Genomic DNA, 19,065 nt, shown 5'->3' on the forward strand with positions numbered 1-19,065 from the left:
TGAAGGCCGCCGTTGGGCGTGAGGTCGGCAGGCCCCTGTTGATAGACGACGCCCATCCCGGGAACCGGTTGCCCGACCCGGCAGGTACCGGTGGCTCTTTTCTGATGACGTGATTTCTGACGGTGCTTTCTAGGTTGCCAAGCTTTCTACGCCTGTCGCCTGTCGCTTGACGGATTTGGCGAGGCTCCAGCGGTGGACTTCGCTGGGGCCGTCGTAGATGCGGAAGGCGCGGACTTCGCGGAAGATCTGTTCGACCACAGTGTCGCCCGAGACGCCGGTCCCGCCCATGATCTGGACGCAGCGGTCGGCGACGCCGAACAGGGCCTCGGACACGGCGACCTTGGTCATCGAGCTTTCGGTCGTGCCCAGGGCGCCAGTGTCCAGCACGCCGGCGCACCAGCCGATCATCAGCTCGGCCTAAAGCCGAGCCGCGCCGAACCGGGCAATTTGCGCTACGATCTCTGGCAGGACCAGAGCGATCCGAACCGTTTCGTGCTCGACGAGCTGTACGCGGACGCGGATGCAGTCGCCGCCCACCGTGCGACGCCCCACTTCCAGAACTACCTCTCTCAGATCGGCGATCTGGCCGAGCGCGCCGCGTTTGTCCTCAACCCCGTCTCGGCGACCTGAGGATGGTGCCAATGGGCAAGCCTGAAGAATGGGTGGGTTCGGCACGGCTTGTACAGGCGTTCGACACAGACGAGTTGCGGATTATCGGCCTGTTGGCACCTGCGCTTCGCGTGGTGCCTTTTGGGCCTCATTCATCCACGCGGCTACCGCTGAGGCGGAGCCGCGATCCGGCGAAAAATCAACAACTGACTTGAAGGAATACAGTCATGACCACGGGTATCGAAGGCAAGGTCGTTCTCATTACCGGCGGCAGCACCGGCATCGGCGCAGAAACCGCGCGTCTTCTCGCGGAACGCGGCGCGAAGGTGGCCATCGCCGCGCGGCGCAAGGACAGGCTCGACGAGGTCGTCGCGGACATCGCCGCAAACGGCGGCACGGCACGCAGCTACGCGCTCGACGTCACCGACAAGTCGGCGGTCCAGTCCGTCGTCGCCGCAATCATTGCCGACTTCGGCCGCCTCGACGTGCTGATCAACAACGCCGGGCTGATGCCGATCCGTCCGATGGCCGAGGTCAACACCGACGAGTGGGACCAGATGATCGACGTCAATCTGAAGGGTACGCTCTACGGCATCGCGGCGGCCCTTCCCGGCTTTCTCGAGCAGGGCAGCGGTCACATCATCAACTTGAGCTCGGTTGCGGGCATCAAGGTCTTCGCACCGGGCGGCACGGTCTACTCCGGCACCAAGTTCGCCGTCAGCGCGATCAGCGAGGGCTTGCGCCACGAGGTGGGTGAAAAGGTCCGTGTCACGTCAATCGAGCCTGGAGCTGTCGAAAGCGATTTGAAGTTCACGACGTCTGGCACGGCTGCCGAGACGGTGCTCGACTTCTACGAGCAGGCCATCCCGGCGGCATCGGTGGCGCGTGCTATCGCGTTCGCTGTAGAACAACCTGATGACGTCGACGTCAACGCGATCGTCATCCGGCCGACCGCACAGCAGTTCTGATTTCGACGAGGAGGCAGGGCCGCGTGTGCTCCGCCTCCTAGGAACGTTCCGGCCCGCTTGTCCGTTACTTTGCCAAATGATATCTGTCCGTTTTAACTTGAGGAGCCGATGATGCCCAAACTTGCGCTGTATGTGCCACTGAAGGCCAGGCCCGGAAAGGAGAGCGATGTCGCCGATTTCCTGACCTCGGCATTGCCGCTCGTTCAAGCTGAGCCGGGTACTCTGACCTGGTATGCGATCGAGGAAGGTCCCGGTGCGTACGCGATCTTCGATACGTTCGACACAGAGGAGGATCGGCAGGCGCATCTTGACGGAAAGGTTGCCGCCGCACTGATGGACAAGGCGGAAGAACTGTTTTCTGAACCGCCGCAGATTCACAAGTTCACCCTTTTGGCCGCCAAATAGCGGATCGATCGGCACCCTAAGCTGCCGTTCGACTGCACGGTTTGGGACGTCTGCGCTCCGGAATGGACGGGACGGCTTTGGGAAATCAATAGAAGCAATACGACAGGCCATCCGCGATAGTGGATGGCCTTGTCTTTTGAGTTTTACCCGCCTTTGATGTTGCTGCTGATAAGGCGGCGTTTACGTGTTGCGTTATCATGGCACCGTTGGTTTCGCAGGAACTTCTTGAGGTCATCAATCTAGCGCTATTTTGGAGCGTCGTGGCCAAGGCAATCGAAAAGCCGGCGAAAATCGATCCGAGAATTGCCGAACGGGATGGATCCTCTCAGGCGTCAGGCTGTTTAGGACACTGAGATCAGTTGGAAAGATGCGCTGGAACGGAGCGTCTGCAAGCTCTCGATTTGATGACGCCCAGAGCAGAGCTACAAAAGGAGAAGATCCGTGAAAGCTGTCGTGTACAACGGGCCCAAAGACGTTTCCGTCGATACCATCGATGATCCCAAGATCGAAAAGCCCACCGATGTAATCATTCGGCTGACCACGACCAACATCTGCGGGTCGGACCTTCACATGTACGAGGGCCGTACCAGCTTCGAGAAGGGCAGGGTCTTTGGCCACGAAAACCTTGGCGAAGTCATCGAAGTCGGCGCTGCCGTAGACCGGATCAAGAAGGGCGATCGCGTCTGCATGCCGTTCAACGTCGGTTGTGGGTTCTGCGAAAATTGCGAACGCGGTCTGACGGGTTTTTGCCTCACGACCAATCCTGGAACCGCCGGCGCAGCGTATGGCTTTGCCGAGATGGGGCCGTGGCAAGGCGGTCAGGCCGAGATGATGCGCGTACCTTATGCCGACTTCAATTGCCTGAAGCTGCCCGAGGACGCTGAGGAGAAGGAGGATGACTATGTCATGCTCTCCGACATCTTCCCGACGGGTTGGCATGGCGTCGAGTTGTCGGGTTTCTTGCCTGGTGAGAGTATCGCAATCTACGGGGCTGGTCCGGTCGGTTTGATGGCCGCGCACTCAGCCGAAATTCGCGGTGCCGCTCAGATCTTCGTGGTCGATTCCCACGATGACCGTCTGAAACTGGCCGAGGCGATGGGCGCTATTCCGATCGACATGCGCAAGGGCGATCCCGCCCAGCAGATCCTTGACGCGACCGGCGGCCTCGGGACCGATCGGGGGGTCGAGGCGGTCGGGTATCAGTGTTGCGATCGCCACGGCAAGGAGCGCAGCAATTACACGATGAACTGCCTCGTCAAAAGCACGAAGGCCACCGGCGGAATCGGCGTCGTCGGCGTGTTCATTCCGGAAGACCCGAACGCGCCCGACGATCTCCAGAAGGAAGGCAAGATGGCGTTCGACTTCGGCAACTTCTGGTTCAAGGGCCAGAAGATCGGCACCGGCCAGTGCAATGTAAAGCACTACAACCGGCGACTGATGAAGCTTATCGAGCAAGACCGGGCCAATCCTGGCCAAATCATCTCGCACCGACTGCCGCTCGATCAGGCGCCAGACGCCTACAAGCATTTCGATGCGCGCGATGATGGATGGACAAAGGTCGCGCTTAAGCCGACCGCCTGACCTTAGTCTTCTACGGAATAGGGAATAAGTTATGACGTTAGAGGGCAAATCAGTTGCCGTTCTGATCGCGCCCCGCGGGACGGAAGAGCCAGAATTCTCGAAGCCCAAGCAAGCTATCGAGGAGGCTGGCGGCAAAGTGACCGTGGTCAGTTTTGAAGCGGGCGTGGCTCGCACAGTCAATAGCGACCTTGACGAGGGCGGCAGCTATACTATCGACAAGACGTTTGCCGAGGTCAAAGCCGACGATTTCGACGGCCTTGTTGTGCCCGGAGGGACTGTCGGCGCCGACAAGCTTCGCGGCAGCGGCGAGGCAATTGGTTTCATCCGGGCTTTCTTCGATCAAAAAAAACCGGTTGCGGCTATATGCCATGCACCTTGGACATTGATTGAGGCTGACGTGCTTAAGGGGCGTTCCTTGACGTCCTACCCAACGCTGAAGGTCGATATCGAGAACGCCGGCGGTACATGGGTCAATGACGAAGTCGTAGTCGACAACGGCCTTGTCACAAGCCGCGACCCCAATGATTTACCCGCCTTCTGTGCCAAACTCATAGAGGAAGTCGCGGCAGGCGTGAGCGCTGGGCTCGCAGCCGGCAAGTAAAGACGGGGCGGCCTCGGCAAACCATTTGAGGCCCGCTCACGGAAGAAGGTCCACGCGAGACAGGCGTAGCGGATGGCCGCTGATGATGGTCATCCGCTACGCCGCGTATCAGACGAACACGGCGCGCCGGACGAGCAGTCAAACGTTAAGTCGCGTCAACCGCGGTGAACTCCTCGGCGGCTCTGATAGGCTTCTAGGCTTTACCCATTGTAGCCTCCGGGTTCTTTCACATAGTCGACTCCAGGTTCGGTCCCCTCGTGGCCTCCCGACCGTTACCGGGCGGTCCCAGCCGACCGACCGCCACCACACTAGCTCTGCTGTTCTTGCGACCTGGATACCGACTAGGTTCACGACCTACAGCGCCGCTTTAAGATAGGGGGCGGTGAGACTGCCTTCCGCTTCCGCAACGACGCCAGGGACGCCGCTGGCAACGATACGGCCACCATCTTCCCCGGCCCCCGGTCCCAGATCGATGATCCAGTCCGCCTGTGTGATGGCGCGCATGTCATGTTCTACGACTACAACCGTATTGCCGGCGTCGACGAGGCCCTGCAGATGTTGCATCAGCCGGTCCGCATCGGAGGGGTGAAGCCCCGAAGTTGGCTCGTCGAGGATGTAGATCGTGTTGCCGCGTTGAGCGCGTTGCAGTTCAGCCGCCAGCTTGATGCGCTGCGCTTCCCCGCCAGACAGCTCGGTCGCCGGCTGTCCGAGCCTCAGATAGCCAAGACCGATCTCCCGCATTACATCGAGGGAGCGCATCACGGATGCCTCGCCAGCGAAGAAATCGCACGCATCGTCGACCGTCAGTTCGAGCACCTGGGCAATATTGCGCCCGTTCCATTCGACTTCGAGCGTTTGCGGGTTGTAGCGAGAGCCATGACAGGTCGAGCACGGCGCAAAAACGCTCGGCAGGAATAGCAGCTCCACCATAACGTATCCCTCGCCCTCGCACACAGGGCAGCGGCCTTGCGCGACGTTGAACGAGAACCTTCCCGGGTTATAGTGCCGCCGGCGGGCGAGCGGCGTATCAGCGAAGATCCTTCGCACATGGTCGAACATGCCGCTGTAGGTGGATAGGTTCGAGCGCGGCGTGCGGCCGATCGGTTTCTGATCGACCCGCACTAGCCTGCGAACATGCTCCATGCCCGCGACAATGCGTCCTTCAGTATCGTTCTGAGCAACGTCGAGCAGAGGATCGATATCCTCCTCCTCGGCCACCGGAGAGCCGCCGAGGTGTTCCGTGACGAGCTCGGGCAGCGCCTGACTGACAAGACTGGATTTGCCCGATCCCGAAACGCCGGTGACAGCGGTGAAGCAGCCGATGGGAAACTCAACGTCGAGACCTTGAAGATTGTTACGCCTGATCCCTTCCAAGCGTAGCCACGCCTTGGGATCGCGCGGTGTGCGCTCACTGCGGAGCGGCTCTGCGAACAGGTAGCGGCGGGTGATCGAAGTCTCGACGTGGGCAAGCCCCTCTATCGGCCCGCTGTAGAGGACTTCACCACCCTTTTCTCCGGCTCCTGGCCCGACATCGACGAGCCATTCCGCGCGCCGGATCACGTCGAGATCATGTTCGACGACGAACAGGGAGTTGCCCGCCGCCTTGAGACGCTCGAGGATGGTGAGCAAGGCTTCGCCATCTGCCGGGTGCAACCCTGCCGAAGGCTCGTCAAGCACATAGACCACCCCGAAAAGCTGTGACGACAATTGGGTGGCAAGCCGCAAGCGCTGCAACTCTCCGGAGGAGAGCGTCGGCGTGCTGCGGTCGAGCGAAATGTAGCCAAGGCCAAGATCGATCAGCGCCTCGAGCCGCTCGATCAATTCGCAGGCAAGGCGTTGGGCGGCGATCCGCTTCTCGTCGGAGAGATTGGGCGTGCGGCGCACGTCGGGCGCGCTCTTGTGCGCAGAGCCGCCCGCGGCAACCCGTTGTTCGACCGCTGCTTCGCGGGCCGCTTTTTCCAGAACATGGCCCTTTGAGGTGTCGGAGACTGCCCCATACTCGCCATGCGCGACGGGCATCAGCAAGTCCTTCAGCTTGAGCACCGTCAGGTCGCCGAACTCGGCAATATCGAGCCCGGCGAATTTAACCGACAGGGCTTCGCGCTTCAGGCGCTTGCCGTCGCAGGTCGGGCAATCGCGGCCGATAATATATTGCGAGACGCGCTTCTTCATTAGCGCGCTTTTTGTGTTGGCGAAGGTTTCCAGCACATAGCGGCGCGCGCCAGTGAAGGTGCCCTGGTAGCTCGGCTCCATGCGGCCCTTGAGGGCCTTCCGAGTCTGTTCAGGCGTCAGGCCCGCATAGACCGGCACCGTCGGCGCCTCGTCAGTGAAGAGGATCCAGTCGCGATCCTTTTTCGGCAAGTCCCGCCACGGCGTATCGACGTCATAGCCGAGCGAAACGAGGATATCCCTCAGGTTCTGGCCATGCCAGGCGGTCGGCCAGGCGGCGATCGCCCGATCGCGAATGGTGAGGCTGTCGTCAGGAACCATCGTCTCTTCGGTCGCGTCATATACGCGCCCGATGCCGTGGCAGGTCGCGCAAGCCCCCGCGACCGTGTTGGGGGAGAAATCCTCCGCATAGAGCATGGGCTGATGGCGCGGATATTCGCCGACGCGGGAATAGAGCATCCGCACCAGGCTGGAGAGCGTCGTCACGCTGCCGACCGAGGATCGCGCGTTGGCCGAGCCGCGCTGCTGCTGCAACGCGACCGCAGGCGGCAATCCGTCGATCGTGTCGACCTCCGGCACGCCGGCCTGGTCGATAAGGCGACGGGCATAGGGCGCAACCGATTCCAGATAACGCCGCTGCGCTTCGGCATAAAGGGTGCCGAACGCAAGCGATGACTTGCCCGAACCCGATATGCCGGTGAACACCACGAAGGCGTCGCGAGGTACATCGACGTCAATATTTTTGAGGTTATTCTGGCGCGCGCCGCGAACCTGCACGCAAGCGGGCGGCCCCGTATGCCCATGATCGGTGGCCGGCGTCGTCGCGTGAATATCCTTGCTCTTCAATTCAGTCTTCCTGCCCTATACGCCCGTTCGGCCCGTGGTTGATCACAGTCGGGTAACAGATGAATGCATTTCCGACTCACTACATCCAACGGCCAGGCTGGCCCGGTGTTCGGCACCTTTGAAATATTTTTCCAGCACTAGACAAAGGTTACGACAAAACCATTTTTCCCGTTGGGTCGCGCGACGAGGCCACACACACTCCGGTGGTAAGCGCCTGGGCCAAGCGGCCCTGGTCCGTGCCGCTATCGGCATGTAACGACCGCACTTCGGCGCTTGTTACCGCATCGCGACGCGTTGCCCATTTGCCAGAGCGCGCGTCATCATGGTCGGGGTCGAGCCATGATGACGGCCGAGTTGTCGATCCGAGCGCCTCGCGCCGCTTCTGATCGACGGGTCAGTAGTGAATGACCGTGCGGATCGACTTGCCTTCGTGCATCAGTTCGAAGGCCTCGTTGATCTCCTCCAAACCCATCGTGTGGGTTACGAATGGGGCCAGATCGATATCGCCTCTCATCGCGTCCTCGACCATGCCGGGGAGCTGTGTCCGTCCCTTGACGCCACCGAAAGCGGACCCCTTCCATACGCGGCCCGTGACGAGCTGGAATGGGCGGGTGGAGATTTCCTCGCCCGCGCCGGCAACGCCAATCACGATCGACTGACCCCAGCCACGGTGCGCTGATTCAAGCGCGGCGCGCATGACGTGGACGTTGCCGATGCACTCGAAGGTATGATCGATGCCCCAGCCCGTCATCTCGATCAGCACTTGCTGGATGGGCTTGTCATGGTCCTTGGGGTTGATGCACTCGGTCGCACCGAACTGGCGTGCCAGCTCGAACTTGGACGGATTGGTGTCGATGGCGATGATGCGACCCGCCTTCGCCTGGCGCGCACCCTGAATCGCCGCGAGGCCGATGCCGCCGAGGCCGAACACGGCAACCGAGTCTCCGGGCTGGACCTTGGCGGTATTGTGGACTGCGCCGATGCCGGTCGTGACGCCGCAGCCGAGGAGGCAGACATGTTCGGGGTTTGCCTCGGGATTGATCTTGGCGAGCGAGACTTCGGCGACGACAGTATATTCACTGAAGGTTGAACAGCCCATGTAATGATAGAGAGGCTGACCATTGTACGAAAAGCGGGTGGTCCCATCGGGCATCAAGCCCTTGCCCTGCGTCTCGCGGACAGCGACGCACAGGTTCGTCTTTCCCGACAGGCAGAAGTCGCACTTGCGGCACTCGGCGGTGTAGAGCGGAATCACGTGATCGCCCGGCCCGACGCTGGTGACGCCTTCACCGACCTCGACAACGACGCCCGCGCCCTCGTGGCCCAGAACCACCGGGAAAACACCCTCCGGATCACTCCCCGCCAGCGTGTACGCGTCGGTGTGGCACACACCGGTGTGCGTCACCCGTATGAGGACTTCGCCTTTCCGGGGTGGGGCGACATCGATCTCGACGATTTCGAGTGGCTTGCCCGCCTCGAAGGCTACAGCGGCGCGAGATTTCATGTTGGGATACCCTCATGAGTTAAACTGATTGCTGGTGCGAGGCCGTTGCGTCAGCGAAAGTCGTCGACACTCTCATACTGCCAGGGAGTATCTTTATCATACTCCCTGGCAGTATACAACATGTGTCCTAACGAGGATCTCAAACCCGGGAAGGCAGCAGGGGCTGGCTTCTAGGTGCGGGAGAACACAGGCAAGAAAATGAGCCTGAAATTGTCATTTAAGATAGGTACGCAGAATCTTCATTACGCCCTCCACGCCGTCATCGTGATCGCCACCTGCGCCTCTGACGGCCCGATCTGCGCCCGCACCGAATGTTTCCCTGAGATGACTCTGCATCACTTCTGCCATCAGTCCATTTGTCGCACCACGCATGGCGACAATTTGCTGCAGTAGGGGAGTGCAATCGGCCCCGGCTTCGATCGCGCGTTCCAGAGCGTCCGCCTGGCCCTTGATACGCCGCAAGCGTGTGATGGCTCGCTTTTTGTCCTCTGATGAATGTGGCATCGCGTTTTCCCGAGAAATCGCTTCAGCATACTATACAGGGGGGGAGTTTCAATCCTGTCCAGAGGCTGGCGCTTCTGTAATCAGGCGAGGTTCCCTGGCCAATCTCCAAATTCTTGGGCCGCGCGAGCGAGCGACGGTGGTGATCTGGCGCGACGAGGTGCTGCTGCTGGGCGTCACGGCGGGCGGCGTCACCGTGCTGGACCGCCGCACGCGCACCCCCGAGGAAATCGCCGAGGACGCCGCCCGTGTCGAGGCCGCCCAGGCCCAGACGGCGGCCATGCCGAAACGTCTGAAGGCGCTGCTAGGGAAATCCCTAGCTGGGGAACGGCCTGACTACCGGCGATAGGGGAGGGGTGGTTTTGTGACGACGTCGGGTTTCCGGGCGATGCGCCTGCCCGGCGGACCGGAAACCCAAACTCGGAGATTTCAGATGTCATTCCTTGGTATCGGCGGCGGCGGCAACCTCTTCAGCACCCTGGTCAGCACGGTGGCTCAGACGGCTCTGGCCACCGTGACGGGCGGCGCCTCGGCCCTCATCCAGGCGGCTCTGACCCAGGCCATTTCCTCGATCGGCCAGCAGGTCATCCAGATGGTCGGTCAGCAACTGGGCCTGCCGCAGTCGGTCATCGACCTGGCCCAGAGCGCCTTCGCCGCCACCTCGGGAAATACGGGCGGCGCCTTCCAGAGCATCGGTGAATCGGCCGCAGGCCTGGCGGCGGCGACGGGCGGCGGCGCCTTCGAGGCTGGCGAGATCGATCGTCAGATGAACGACATCGTTCAGGATCTGGTCGACAAGACCCTGGAGAAGGCCCGCACCGGCGGTCGCGACGAGGACGGCAACACCGTCGGCGGCGGCGCCAACGGCAAGAGCTTCATGCTGCGTCTGGCCCTAGCCTTGGGCAGCGTCCTGGACGCCAAGATGGAACGCATGGCCGAGATCGGCGAGAAGATCGACGCCGAAAGCCAGAAGAAGAAGCCCAAGATGGGCAGCCTGTCCGCAGAAATGACGGCGGTGGGCAAGGAACTGGACTTCGTCTCCCAGGCCTTGAACAACGCCCTCAAGTCGATCGGCGAGTCCGCCTCGACCTTGGCGAGAAAGCAAGGCTAGTCCTGAGGGACAGACGACATCGGACGGCGGGCGAAACCTTCGCCCGCCGTCTTGGTTTTAATGAAAACCGGTTGAATGGAGCGAGGACCATGAGCATCAGAACGGACATTCTCGGCGCAGTCGCGGCAGTCGCGCTTCTGGGGGCCGGGCCGACCGGGGCTCAGGACTACGCGTTCCAGGGGTTCGCGACCTCAGACGCCATGAACCAGATGCACGCGGCCATGCGGGACAATATGATGTCCTCGGGCCATGGCTCGCCTTCGTCTGCCAGACGGGCCACACCTCGCGTTCCTGCGGCTCCGTCCGGGGCCGTGGTCCGCACGACCTATCGCGCCTCGCCTGCCGTCTCCACGCGGGTCAGGTCTCAGTTTGCGGAATTCGTCGGCAAGAATTCGGGTCGTGAGACGGAGCAGCGCGTGCGATCCGTGCTCACGAACGGAGATCCCGTCGGCAGCTGGTCCGGCATCGTCCGATCCGACGGCCTGCGATCCGGCGATGTGGCCGACGCCATGGCCGCCTATTGGGTGATGAACTGGGTCATCGCCAATCAGGGAGACAATAACCGCACCCAGACCCTAGCGGTTCGTGACCAGGTTCGTCGCTCGATCGCTGGCGGACCGATCGCGAGGCTCGACGACGCCGGTCGTCAAGAAATGGCCGAGGTGCTGATGCTGAACTTCTTGGTGCAGCATGCGGCCTATGTGGACGCCATGCAGCGCGGCGACAACGCCATGGCGCGTCGTTTGGGCGATGCGGCCGTTACTCGGTTCAGAAACGAAATGGGCGTCGATCTTCGTCAATTGCGACTGACTAGTTCCGGCCTGACACCAGCCTGAAAAGTGTTGTCAGGTTAATCGAGGCGGACCGCAACTTGCCCCAACGCGACGAAATCTCAGGCGACAGCGACGGCCCACGCCGCGTCCGCCCCAGCGCGGAAGCGGCGGAGGTTTGGTCTGCTGATGAGATGTCGTTGGGCGTAGAAGGTGTTGTAGATTGCGGCGTGGGTGGTGAGAAAGCGCTGGGCTGACGCCTGGGACTTGAACAGCTGCTGCTGCCGCTCTCGCCGCCGGATCGGCAGATGCGAGTTTTCCGCACGATTGTTTTCTCGCAGACGGCCGGGGGAATGGACATGTCGCATGCCCAACTGGCTCAGAGCCGCCTGGTAGGACCCGAGCCCGTCGGTCACAATCTTTTTTGGCTCAACAGGCTGGTTTCGCAGCAGGCGGCGGAGCAGCTTCAAGGCCGCTTCGGTGTTTCGCCGTCTCTGAACGACGACGTCCAGCACCTCGCCTTCATCATCCACGGCGCGCCATAGAAACATGCGCTTTCCGCCGATGGAGCAAACGACCTCGTCGAGGTGCCAGCGGGGAGACGGGGAGGGGCGAAGCTTCGTCAGCCGCCGTGCGATCTGAGGTCCAAACTTGATCGTCCAGCAGCGGATCGTCTCGTAGCTCACATCGATTCCGCGCGCGGCCATCAGCTCTTCAACGTCACGAAGGCTGAGGCTGAAGCGAAAGTAGAGCCACACAGCTTGACGGATGACCGCCGCTGGAAAGCGATGGCGCTTGAAGGATAGCGGTTTCACGAAATGCGATCTCCGATCAGACCGTTAGGCGGCCCTGAAGTGGAGACAAGTTAGAGTTAGACTGACAGCACCCTTAGGAGCTAATTGCTCAGCGTCGCAGACGGAACGCTATAGAGGGGTTGCTTTTGGTCATCCCAGCGCTTCCTGCCTCTTGGGCGTGGCTAGTGTTCGCCCTGGCGGCGACCCTGTCTGCGCTGGGAGTGTACGATCTGGGCCAGCCGGCGCACTCGGTTCGACGGAACTACCCCGTTGTCGGACGCCTTCGCTGGCTCTTCGAGGCTATCCGCCCTGGCATCAGGCAATATCTATTCGAAGACGAGCACGAGGAGACGCCGTTTTCACGTAGCCAGCGCTCGCTGGTGTACGCGCGCGCCAAAAATGAGGTTAGCGACCGTCCATTCGGCACGCTTCTGGATGTGTACGAGAACGGCTACGAATTCATCGCGCACTCGACGAGGCCGGTTCCCGCAGCCGATCCCGGCGCTTTCAGGATTTTGATAGGTGGCAAGGACTGTCAGCAGCCTTACTCTGCTTCAATCTTCAATATCTCTGCGATGAGCTTTGGCGCGCTGAGCGCCAACGCCATTCGAGCGCTGAACAAGGGCGCCAAGCTTGGTGGTTTCGCCCATGACACGGGCGAGGGCTCTATCAGCCCTTATCACCGCGAGCATGGCGGCGACCTCATTTGGGAGATTGGAAGCGGCTACTTCGGATGCCGCGACGATCAGGGCAGATTCAATCCACGACGCTTTGCCGAGCAAGCGGCGGATCCGCAGGTTCGAATGATCGAGTTGAAGATCAGCCAAGGTGCGAAGCCCGGGAAAGGCGGAATCTTGCCTGGGCCAAAGGTCACCCCCGAGATCGCTCTTACACGCGGCATTCCGGTCGGCCGCGACTGCATTTCCCCGCCTGGGCACTCGGCCTTCAGCACCCCTCTCGAGCTGATACATTTTATCGCTCAGCTGCGTGAGTTGTCCGACGGAAAGCCGGTTGGGTTCAAGCTGTGTGTGGGTCAGCCTTGGGAGTTCATGGGTATTGTGAAGGCAATGCTCGAAACAAACATCTTGCCTGATTACATAGTCGTCGATGGCGCTGAGGGGGGTACGGGCGCCGCGCCTCTCGAATTTGCAGACCACCTGGGCATGCCGCTTCGTGAGAGCCTGCTCTTCGTCCACAACACCCTCGTGGGTGCGGGCTTGCGGGACCAGATCAAAGTGGGCGCCGCCGGCAAAATCGTCAGCGCTTTCGATATCGCGACGGTGATGGCCCTTGGCGCGGATTGGACCAATGCGGGCCGCGGCTTCATGTTCGCCATCGGTTGCATCCAGTCCCTGTCGTGTCATACGAACCAGTGCCCCACCGGCGTCGCTACGCAGGACCCCATGCGGCAGAGAGCGCTCGTGGTAAGCGACAAAGCCGAGCGCGTGCACAACTTCCATCGGAACACTCTACTAGCTTTGGCTGAGATGATCGCTGCAGCGGGTCTGGATCACCCGAGCAGGCTTGGTGCCCACCATCTCGTGCGTCGTGTCAGTTTGACGGAGATCAGACTGTTCGCGCAGCTGCATATTTTCCTCGAGAAGGGCGAGTTGCTGGCGGGCAACTGTGAGCGGGACTTTTATGGCGCGGCATGGCGCCTCGCGAGGGCGGACAGCTTCGACTTGGCGACTTAGCTGGTGGCGCTGCCATCGCCGCATCATTACCAACCATCTGCTGTTCCGCGGGGAGGAAGTCACACACCTGATGGCTATCGGTAAATCCGCTGAGGCGACCCCAACGCCCGGCGCTCAAAGATTGGGAGCGTCGAACGTGATCTATCCCGCTAAGAATTCCGAAGGCGATCTGGAGACGGGCGAGAAACTAGATCATGGCTTCGACGGAAGCCCCGACGCGAGCGAGTTGACTAGCACGCGGTCAACCGTGGGCCGCCTGTCTGCCGGTACAGCTTGCTTCGCTAGCACGGGTCGATGGTCGTAGAACTCCACCTGCATGCGCATTGGCCCGTCGGGTGTTACGAAATGCAATTGCTCTGGAAGGACCAGTCCCGGCTGGTCGGGGGTCAGACGCCGCTCTTCGTTCGAGCCGACGATCGTATAGATGACCGCGCCCTCATGAATGCGGATGGCCGAACGGGCCGGCAAGCCGCTGCGCAATCTGTTGCGCGAGAAGGGCACGCCCTTCGCCGAACTGGGCCTAGGGGACCCGGGCCTGACGGACGATCAGTTGCTCGATGCGATCGAGGCCCATCCGATCCTGCTCAATCGCCCGATCGTCGTGAGTCCGCTCGGCGTCGGCCTGTGCCGACCGTCCGAGGCCGTTCTGGACCTCCTGCCCGCCGATGATCTCAAGCCCTTCACCAAGGAGGACGGCGAGGTCGTCATCGACGCCGCCGGCCAGCGGGTGCCGAGAGAAGCCGACCACGAGGATGGCGATCGTCAACAGCTGAACGGCGACGCCTTCGACGGTCGGATAGAGGCCGAGGATCTCGATGCGGGGGATCCAGGCCAGGGGGTGGACATCGAGCCAGCCCGCCTCCTGCAGCGCCGCCACCCCCTTGCCGACCAGGACGACCGAGAGGACAGCCATGAGGATCGAGCTCAGGGAGAAGAACCGGCCGATCGGCAGGCGCTTGCTGTAGGCCAGCAGGGCCCAGGCCACCACGGCCAGGATCGCCACCGCCGTCAGGGCGCCGGCCAGCATGCCGACATGGCCGCCCTGGCTCCATATCGCCGCATAAAACAGGATGGTCTCGAACACTTCCCGGTAGACCACCACGAAGGCCAGCAGGAACAGGAACCAGGCCGACCGTTTGGACAGGGCGTGGGAGAGCTTGTCGCGGATATAGGTCTGCCAGGCGTCGGCGTGCGACTTGCCGTGCATCCAGATGCCGACCGAGACGAGCACGACGGCGGCCAGAAGCGAGCCGAAGCCCTCGGTGAGCTCCCGGCTGGCGCCGCTGATGGAGATGAAGAAGGTCGCGGCCGCCCAGGTGGCGCCGCCGGCGACCAGCGCGGCCACCCAGCCGCCGTGGACGTAGCGCAGCACCTCGGGGCGTTCGGCCTTCCTGAGGAAGGCGATCATCGCCACCACGATGAGCAGGGCCTCCAGGCCTTCGCGCAGCAGGATGGTGAAGGCGCCGAGGAAGCTGGCGAGATTGTCCGCCTCCTGGGGCGCGAGGGCCCGCTCGGCCGTGTCCAGCAGGGCGTTCGCACGCGCGACCCGGTCCGCGACCTCCCGGGCGGGCGCGCCCCGGCTGATCGAGACGCGCAGCTCGGTCATGGCGGTCTCGACCCGGCGCATCAGGGCGCCGTCCCGGGCGCCGAGGGCCGGCTCGATCGGCTCGACGCCGTCGAGGTAGGCGGACAGCGCCAGGTCCGTCGCCGCCTTGCGGTCGCCCCGGCGATAGGCCGCCTCGCTCTCCGCCAGGCGCGTCCGCGCCAGGGTCAGCGTCGATCCGGTCGGGCGCGTCGCCGCTTCGGGATGACGTCGCAGATAGGCGGTCAGGGCCCGCGCCCGGGGTTCGCCGAGGCGGGTGGCCAGGTCGGCCGGCGTGGTCTGGGTGAGGGCGGCCAGGTCGGGGAAAGCCGCACGGACCGCGGGATCGCCGTCCCACAGGCGCTTGCCCTCGGCGGCTTCGGCGTCGGTGAAGGCGAAGCGGCCGACATAGAAGGCCAGCGCCCAGCGGTCCTCGGCCGGAAGGTGCGAGAAGCTGGCCATCGCCGTGCCCTCCAGCCCCTGGTCGATCACCTGGTAGAGGCCGAAGACGCTGCGCTGGCGGGCGCGCTCCACGTCGGCGAAGGCGATCGCCGGCGGGTCGAGCCCCTCGGCGCCCGGGCCGTCCGCGCGACCGGTCGCGCCGTGGCAGACAGCGCACTGCTCGGCATAGAGGGCGGCGCCGCGAGCCAGGTCGGGCGGGAATGAGGGCGCCAGCGGGCTCGGATAGGCCGTCAGCACCGCGCCGGCCAGGGCCTTCGCCCGGGCGCCGACGACGGCCGGATCGGCCTTGTCCCGGATGGCCGCCTGCAGGCCCGCGGCGTCGCGCGCCAGAGCGGCCTTGGCCGGGTTGGCCGGCAGGGCGTCCAGACGCGTCCGGATCTGGGTGCTGAACTCGATCATCTCGCCGTATTCGGCCGGGTCGCCGCGGCCACAAGGCCGAGGATCGGTTTCATCACCAGGCCCGCGTCAACTGGATGGAGATGAATCGGCCAAGAATATTGGTGTTGGCGGCGTCGTAAGCGACGCCCTCGGGCGCGTCGTAGAAGGGCGGGTCGCTGTCCAGGAGGTTCTGGACATTCAGCGTCAGCGTCGTCCTTTCGAAAAGTCCGCGCGTCGGCGCGTAGCGAAGCTGGACGTCCGCTGTCGTCCATGAGCCGATGGGGCGACCCGTGACGTCCGGGTAGCCGTCGACATAATTGAAAGCCGCCGAGGCGCCCCAGTCGCGACGGGTCCAGCTTGCCGACGCCCGCGCCCGCAGATCGACGGGCAGGTTGGGACTGTTGATGCCGGACTGAACGGGCGCGGTCGGGGTCGCGCGGGTATCGAACTGGTCGAGATAGGTCAGGTTGGCGTCGAGCTCGAACGCATGGTCGCCGACGTCGAAAGCGTAGCCGAGATTGGCGTCGATCCCTTCGAGCAGCACGCTGGACGTGTTCACAAACCGGGCATCGACGATGGCGCCATAGGCCTCGGCGGGGAACAGATCGGCAAGCGCTGTCGTCGGCAGGTCCAGCAACGCCTGCATGTCGGCGCGGTCCTGCGCGTTGTTGATCGGATCGATGATGCGAACAAAGGCCGACAGGGCGGGATTGGTGAGGGCGGTGGTGAGGGCCGTGAAGGCGGGCTGACCGATCTGGTTGTCGAAATCGATCCGGAACAGATTGAGGCCCACGCGAAGGCCGGGAAGGGCCGCTGGCCGATAGTCTCCGCCAAGCGTCCAGCTCTTGGCCTGCTCGGGCTCAAGGTCGGGATTGCCGCCGTAGAGAATTTCGGCAAGCACCTGCTGCGATCCGCGCGGGAGGAACGTCGGGCTCTGGTCCGCCGTCTCGTTCAGTTCGCGCAGCGCCGGCGCGCGAAAGGACTCGCCGTAGTTGGCGCGCAGCACCAGTTCGGAATAGGGCTGCCACAGAACCCCGACCTTGGGGCTGGTCGTTTGCCCGGCGTCGGAATAATTCTCGAACCGACCGGCGATCGATAGCTCAAGCCTCTCGAATCCAGCGCGGCGGTTTGCGGCACTGAAGAGGGGGATGCGGACTTCCGCGAAGGCGGACGCCACCTCGCGGTCGAAGGCGACGGGGACGCCGACCGACGGCGCTACGCCTGATGTGAAGCTTGTGTCCTGACGTTCGAAGGTCTCGCGGCGGAAGGCGACGCCCGCGGCCAGTTTGGCGTCCCCGGCGGGAAGGGTGAACAGGGACCCGTCCGCCAGGGCATTGACGGACGAAACCGTCGTCTCCCCGACACCGCGCGCCCAGCCGGAGCCGATGAAGGCCAAGGCTGCCGGCGAGCTGTTCGAGCCGTCGGCGAAGGGATTGAAGTATCCATCGCGCGGTGCGCTGTAGTTGGTCGCCGGATTATCGGCGATCGCGCCGAGCGCCTCGCGCAGGAAGGTGGAGTTCAGCTGATTGCTGCTCGAGTTTTCGCCGTGTTCGCGCGCGTAGGCGGCGTAGGTGTCCAGCCGCCAGCTTCCTGCCAGATCGATCTTGGCCCCGATCGAACCGCCCAAGCTTTCGGCACGGCCTTCGATCCTCGGATTGCCGAGATCGCGGCCGAAATTATAGGCGATGATGTGTGATGTCGCGCCTGTCGGAGACACAAAATAGGGGTTCGCTGCGGTGACGGTGAAGGTCGTTGGAAACCCTTGAGACACCGCCTCAAACTCGCGCAGGCCATAGCGAACATCGGCGTTGACCGAGACGCGGTCGCCGAGGTCCTGATTGAGGACTAGATAGGCGCTGTGTCGGGTTTGCTCCGGCAGAACGTTCAGGCCCTCGCGGTGATTGTAGAGATTGCCCTGACCGGCGATGAAGTCACTCGGGCTCAGGCCTTCGCCATTCTGCCCACTGGGGATGGCGTAGGTGGGGATATAGCCGCCGGCTGCGGTGTCGAAGACGACGATGTTGCCGGGGTTGCTGAAGATGCGACGCCGGTCGGAGCCTCCGAACCGCCGCAAGTCCGCGTCGTTCGCCCGGTCCCGCTCGGATGCCGCCAGGCGGCTGCGGTCATTGTATTCATAGGTGCCCAGGATCGAGCCTGACGACCACCGGCCCCCGACGGTGTGGGCAATCTGGAACTCATCGCTCGTCCCATCCGAGGTGACGCCGTACCGGACCCGCGTCTCGGCGCCGTCATAGTCCTCACGCAGGATGATGTTAACGACGCCGCCCACGGCATCCGCTCCGTAAAGCGCTGACGCACCATCGAGCAGCACGTCGATGCGGGCCACGGCGCTGGTCGGTATTGTGGAGACATCGGCGAAGTCGCCCTTGTTTCCTGTGCCCGCCATTCGTCGGCCGTTGACCAGAACGAGAGTCGCATCGCTGCCCAAGCCGCGCAGATTGACGCCCGAGGCGTAAAAGCTGTTCGTACCCGTCCGGTCGCCGCCGTTGCTCATGGCGGCATCGTTACCGGTGCCGCCAAAGTTTTGGGGCAGGGCGGCAAGCGCTTGGGCGACCGTTCCATGTCCTTGCCGGTCGATATCGTCCCGGGTCACGGTGATGACGGGCGAGGGGCCGTCGGCGACGCCGCGGATCAAGCTGCCAGTGACGATCACTTCCGCGATCTCGACCGCCTCGTCCGTCGCTTCTGCACGGGCGGTGGGATCGAAGACGACGAGCGTGTTGGAACTCGTCCGCCGACCCCGTAGTCCGGTGCCCTGCAGCAGGGCGGTGAGCGCTTGGTCCGTCCCAAGCGCGCCATTGACGCCGGGGGACTGGCGGCCTGCGACGAGGTCGGTGGAGTAGAGAATTTGCTCGCCGCTTTGGGCCGCGAACAGGGGCAGTGCGGTTTGCAGCGGGCTGGCGGGAACGCGGAACTGCACGGCAGCCGTTTGCGCCTGGGCGATGACAGGCGTCGCCGCAGCGAGCATCAATACGCCAAGCGCAGTGGAACAAGGACCGATACGCATAACACTCCCCCGAAATGGATACCCGCACAAACGCGGGTTGGGGAAGAGACGAAGGGGAGCGG

Annotated in this window: 16 protein-coding genes and 2 pseudogenes; 10 read left to right on the forward strand and 8 right to left on the reverse strand. The window is 63.1% G+C overall.

Annotation, left to right across the window (positions count from 1 at the left end):
- Window positions 1–129 precede the first annotated feature (129 nt).
- On the reverse strand, window positions 130–408 hold the full coding sequence (locus ACP69V_RS04615) for an acyl-CoA dehydrogenase family protein (protein WP_426022840.1): 279 nt from the start codon (window positions 406–408) through the stop codon (window positions 130–132).
- Here ACP69V_RS04615 and ACP69V_RS04620 point away from each other — a divergent pair.
- The 5 genes from ACP69V_RS04620 (at window position 292) to ACP69V_RS04640 (ending at window position 4,164) form a co-directional block, all read left to right on the forward strand.
- Entirely contained in the window at window positions 292–630 is a 339-nt protein-coding gene (locus ACP69V_RS04620; protein WP_426019601.1) for a putative quinol monooxygenase, read from the forward strand. The genes ACP69V_RS04615 and ACP69V_RS04620 overlap by 117 nt on opposite strands.
- 206 nt (window positions 631–836) lie before the next feature.
- On the forward strand, window positions 837–1,577 hold the full coding sequence (locus ACP69V_RS04625) for an SDR family oxidoreductase (protein WP_426022841.1): 741 nt from the start codon (window positions 837–839) through the stop codon (window positions 1,575–1,577).
- Between the two features lie 108 nt (window positions 1,578–1,685).
- Window positions 1,686–1,982, forward strand: a complete 297-nt coding sequence (locus ACP69V_RS04630; protein WP_426022842.1) for a putative quinol monooxygenase — start codon at window positions 1,686–1,688, stop codon at window positions 1,980–1,982.
- 441 nt (window positions 1,983–2,423) lie between these two features.
- Window positions 2,424–3,563, forward strand: a complete 1,140-nt coding sequence (locus tag ACP69V_RS04635; protein WP_426022843.1) for a glutathione-independent formaldehyde dehydrogenase — start codon at window positions 2,424–2,426, stop codon at window positions 3,561–3,563.
- 31 nt (window positions 3,564–3,594) lie between these two features.
- On the forward strand, window positions 3,595–4,164 hold the full coding sequence (locus ACP69V_RS04640) for a type 1 glutamine amidotransferase domain-containing protein (RefSeq protein ID WP_426022844.1): 570 nt from the start codon (window positions 3,595–3,597) through the stop codon (window positions 4,162–4,164).
- A gap of 354 nt (window positions 4,165–4,518) precedes the next feature.
- Here the strand turns inward: ACP69V_RS04640 and ACP69V_RS04645 are convergent, their stop codons facing one another.
- The 3 genes from ACP69V_RS04645 to ACP69V_RS04655 form a co-directional block, all read right to left on the reverse strand.
- Entirely contained in the window at window positions 4,519–7,179 is a 2,661-nt protein-coding gene (locus tag ACP69V_RS04645) for an excinuclease ABC subunit A (protein ID WP_426022845.1), read from the reverse strand.
- Window positions 7,180–7,573: 394 nt separating this feature from the next.
- The gene (locus ACP69V_RS04650) at window positions 7,574–8,683 is read right to left on the reverse strand and encodes an S-(hydroxymethyl)glutathione dehydrogenase/class III alcohol dehydrogenase (protein WP_066629248.1); all 1,110 of its coding nucleotides are present in this window, start codon (window positions 8,681–8,683) and stop codon (window positions 7,574–7,576) included.
- A gap of 213 nt (window positions 8,684–8,896) precedes the next feature.
- Window positions 8,897–9,187 carry a metal/formaldehyde-sensitive transcriptional repressor gene (locus ACP69V_RS04655; RefSeq protein WP_426022846.1) on the reverse strand — a complete coding sequence of 97 codons (291 nt, stop codon included), beginning with the start codon at window positions 9,185–9,187 and terminating at the stop codon, window positions 8,897–8,899.
- Between ACP69V_RS04655 and ACP69V_RS04660 the strand changes: the two genes are divergently transcribed.
- The 3 genes from ACP69V_RS04660 to ACP69V_RS04670 all read left to right on the forward strand — a co-directional run bounded on the left by ACP69V_RS04660 (window position 9,153) and on the right by ACP69V_RS04670 (window position 11,131).
- A complete protein-coding gene (locus ACP69V_RS04660; protein WP_426022847.1) occupies window positions 9,153–9,533 on the forward strand; it encodes a flagellar biosynthetic protein FliO in 381 nt (126 codons plus the stop codon). The genes ACP69V_RS04655 and ACP69V_RS04660 overlap by 35 nt on opposite strands.
- Window positions 9,534–9,617: 84 nt before the next feature.
- Complete coding sequence (locus tag ACP69V_RS04665; RefSeq protein ID WP_426022848.1) at window positions 9,618–10,295, forward strand: hypothetical protein; 678 nt, start codon at window positions 9,618–9,620, stop codon at window positions 10,293–10,295.
- 89 nt (window positions 10,296–10,384) lie between these two features.
- On the forward strand, window positions 10,385–11,131 hold the full coding sequence (locus tag ACP69V_RS04670) for a DUF6683 family protein (RefSeq protein ID WP_426022849.1): 747 nt from the start codon (window positions 10,385–10,387) through the stop codon (window positions 11,129–11,131).
- Window positions 11,132–11,187: 56 nt separating this feature from the next.
- On the opposite strand, the gene ACP69V_RS04675 is transcribed toward ACP69V_RS04670, so the two are convergent.
- Window positions 11,188–11,880 carry an IS6 family transposase gene (locus ACP69V_RS04675; RefSeq protein ID WP_426022850.1) on the reverse strand — a complete coding sequence of 231 codons (693 nt, stop codon included), beginning with the start codon at window positions 11,878–11,880 and terminating at the stop codon, window positions 11,188–11,190.
- A 164-nt stretch (window positions 11,881–12,044) separates the two neighbouring features.
- Here ACP69V_RS04675 and ACP69V_RS04680 point away from each other — a divergent pair, with 164 nt between their 5' ends.
- Complete coding sequence (locus ACP69V_RS04680; protein WP_426022851.1) at window positions 12,045–13,553, forward strand: FMN-binding glutamate synthase family protein; 1,509 nt, start codon at window positions 12,045–12,047, stop codon at window positions 13,551–13,553.
- Between the two features lie 192 nt (window positions 13,554–13,745).
- Here ACP69V_RS04680 and ACP69V_RS04685 read toward each other — a convergent pair whose 3' ends face one another.
- Window positions 13,746–14,054, reverse strand: a complete 309-nt coding sequence (locus tag ACP69V_RS04685) for a DUF1971 domain-containing protein (RefSeq protein ID WP_426022852.1) — start codon at window positions 14,052–14,054, stop codon at window positions 13,746–13,748.
- Here ACP69V_RS04685 and ACP69V_RS04690 point away from each other — a divergent pair.
- A pseudogene (locus ACP69V_RS04690) lies at window positions 14,002–14,283 on the forward strand (ArsC/Spx/MgsR family protein); the annotation flags it as partial. The gene ACP69V_RS04685 and the pseudogene ACP69V_RS04690 overlap by 53 nt on opposite strands.
- 135 nt (window positions 14,284–14,418) lie before the next feature.
- Here ACP69V_RS04690 and ACP69V_RS04695 read toward each other — a convergent pair.
- A pseudogene (locus ACP69V_RS04695) lies at window positions 14,419–15,996 on the reverse strand (FTR1 family protein); the annotation flags it as partial.
- Window positions 15,997–16,048: 52 nt separating this feature from the next.
- On the reverse strand, window positions 16,049–19,003 hold the full coding sequence (locus ACP69V_RS04700) for a TonB-dependent receptor (RefSeq protein ID WP_426022853.1): 2,955 nt from the start codon (window positions 19,001–19,003) through the stop codon (window positions 16,049–16,051).
- Window positions 19,004–19,065 lie beyond the last annotated feature (62 nt).

It is taken from the genome of Brevundimonas sp. PWP3-1b1 (genome assembly GCF_049896065.1).
Taxonomy (GTDB): domain Bacteria; phylum Pseudomonadota; class Alphaproteobacteria; order Caulobacterales; family Caulobacteraceae; genus Brevundimonas; species Brevundimonas intermedia_B.

Coding starts and splice junctions, on each gene's coding strand:
- ACP69V_RS04640 (WP_426022844.1), top strand. CDS start 3,595: ATGACGTTAGAGGGCAAATCAGTTGCCGTTCTGATCGCGCCCCGCGGG.
- ACP69V_RS04615 (WP_426022840.1), bottom strand. CDS start 408: ATGATCGGCTGGTGCGCCGGCGTGCTGGACACTGGCGCCCTGGGCACG.
- ACP69V_RS04655 (WP_426022846.1), bottom strand. CDS start 9,187: ATGCCACATTCATCAGAGGACAAAAAGCGAGCCATCACACGCTTGCGG.
- ACP69V_RS04665 (WP_426022848.1), top strand. CDS start 9,618: ATGTCATTCCTTGGTATCGGCGGCGGCGGCAACCTCTTCAGCACCCTG.
- ACP69V_RS04670 (WP_426022849.1), top strand. CDS start 10,385: ATGAGCATCAGAACGGACATTCTCGGCGCAGTCGCGGCAGTCGCGCTT.
- ACP69V_RS04650 (WP_066629248.1), bottom strand. CDS start 8,683: ATGAAATCTCGCGCCGCTGTAGCCTTCGAGGCGGGCAAGCCACTCGAA.
- ACP69V_RS04660 (WP_426022847.1), top strand. CDS start 9,153: ATGGCTCGCTTTTTGTCCTCTGATGAATGTGGCATCGCGTTTTCCCGA.
- ACP69V_RS04630 (WP_426022842.1), top strand. CDS start 1,686: ATGATGCCCAAACTTGCGCTGTATGTGCCACTGAAGGCCAGGCCCGGA.
- ACP69V_RS04625 (WP_426022841.1), top strand. CDS start 837: ATGACCACGGGTATCGAAGGCAAGGTCGTTCTCATTACCGGCGGCAGC.
- ACP69V_RS04700 (WP_426022853.1), bottom strand. CDS start 19,003: ATGCGTATCGGTCCTTGTTCCACTGCGCTTGGCGTATTGATGCTCGCT.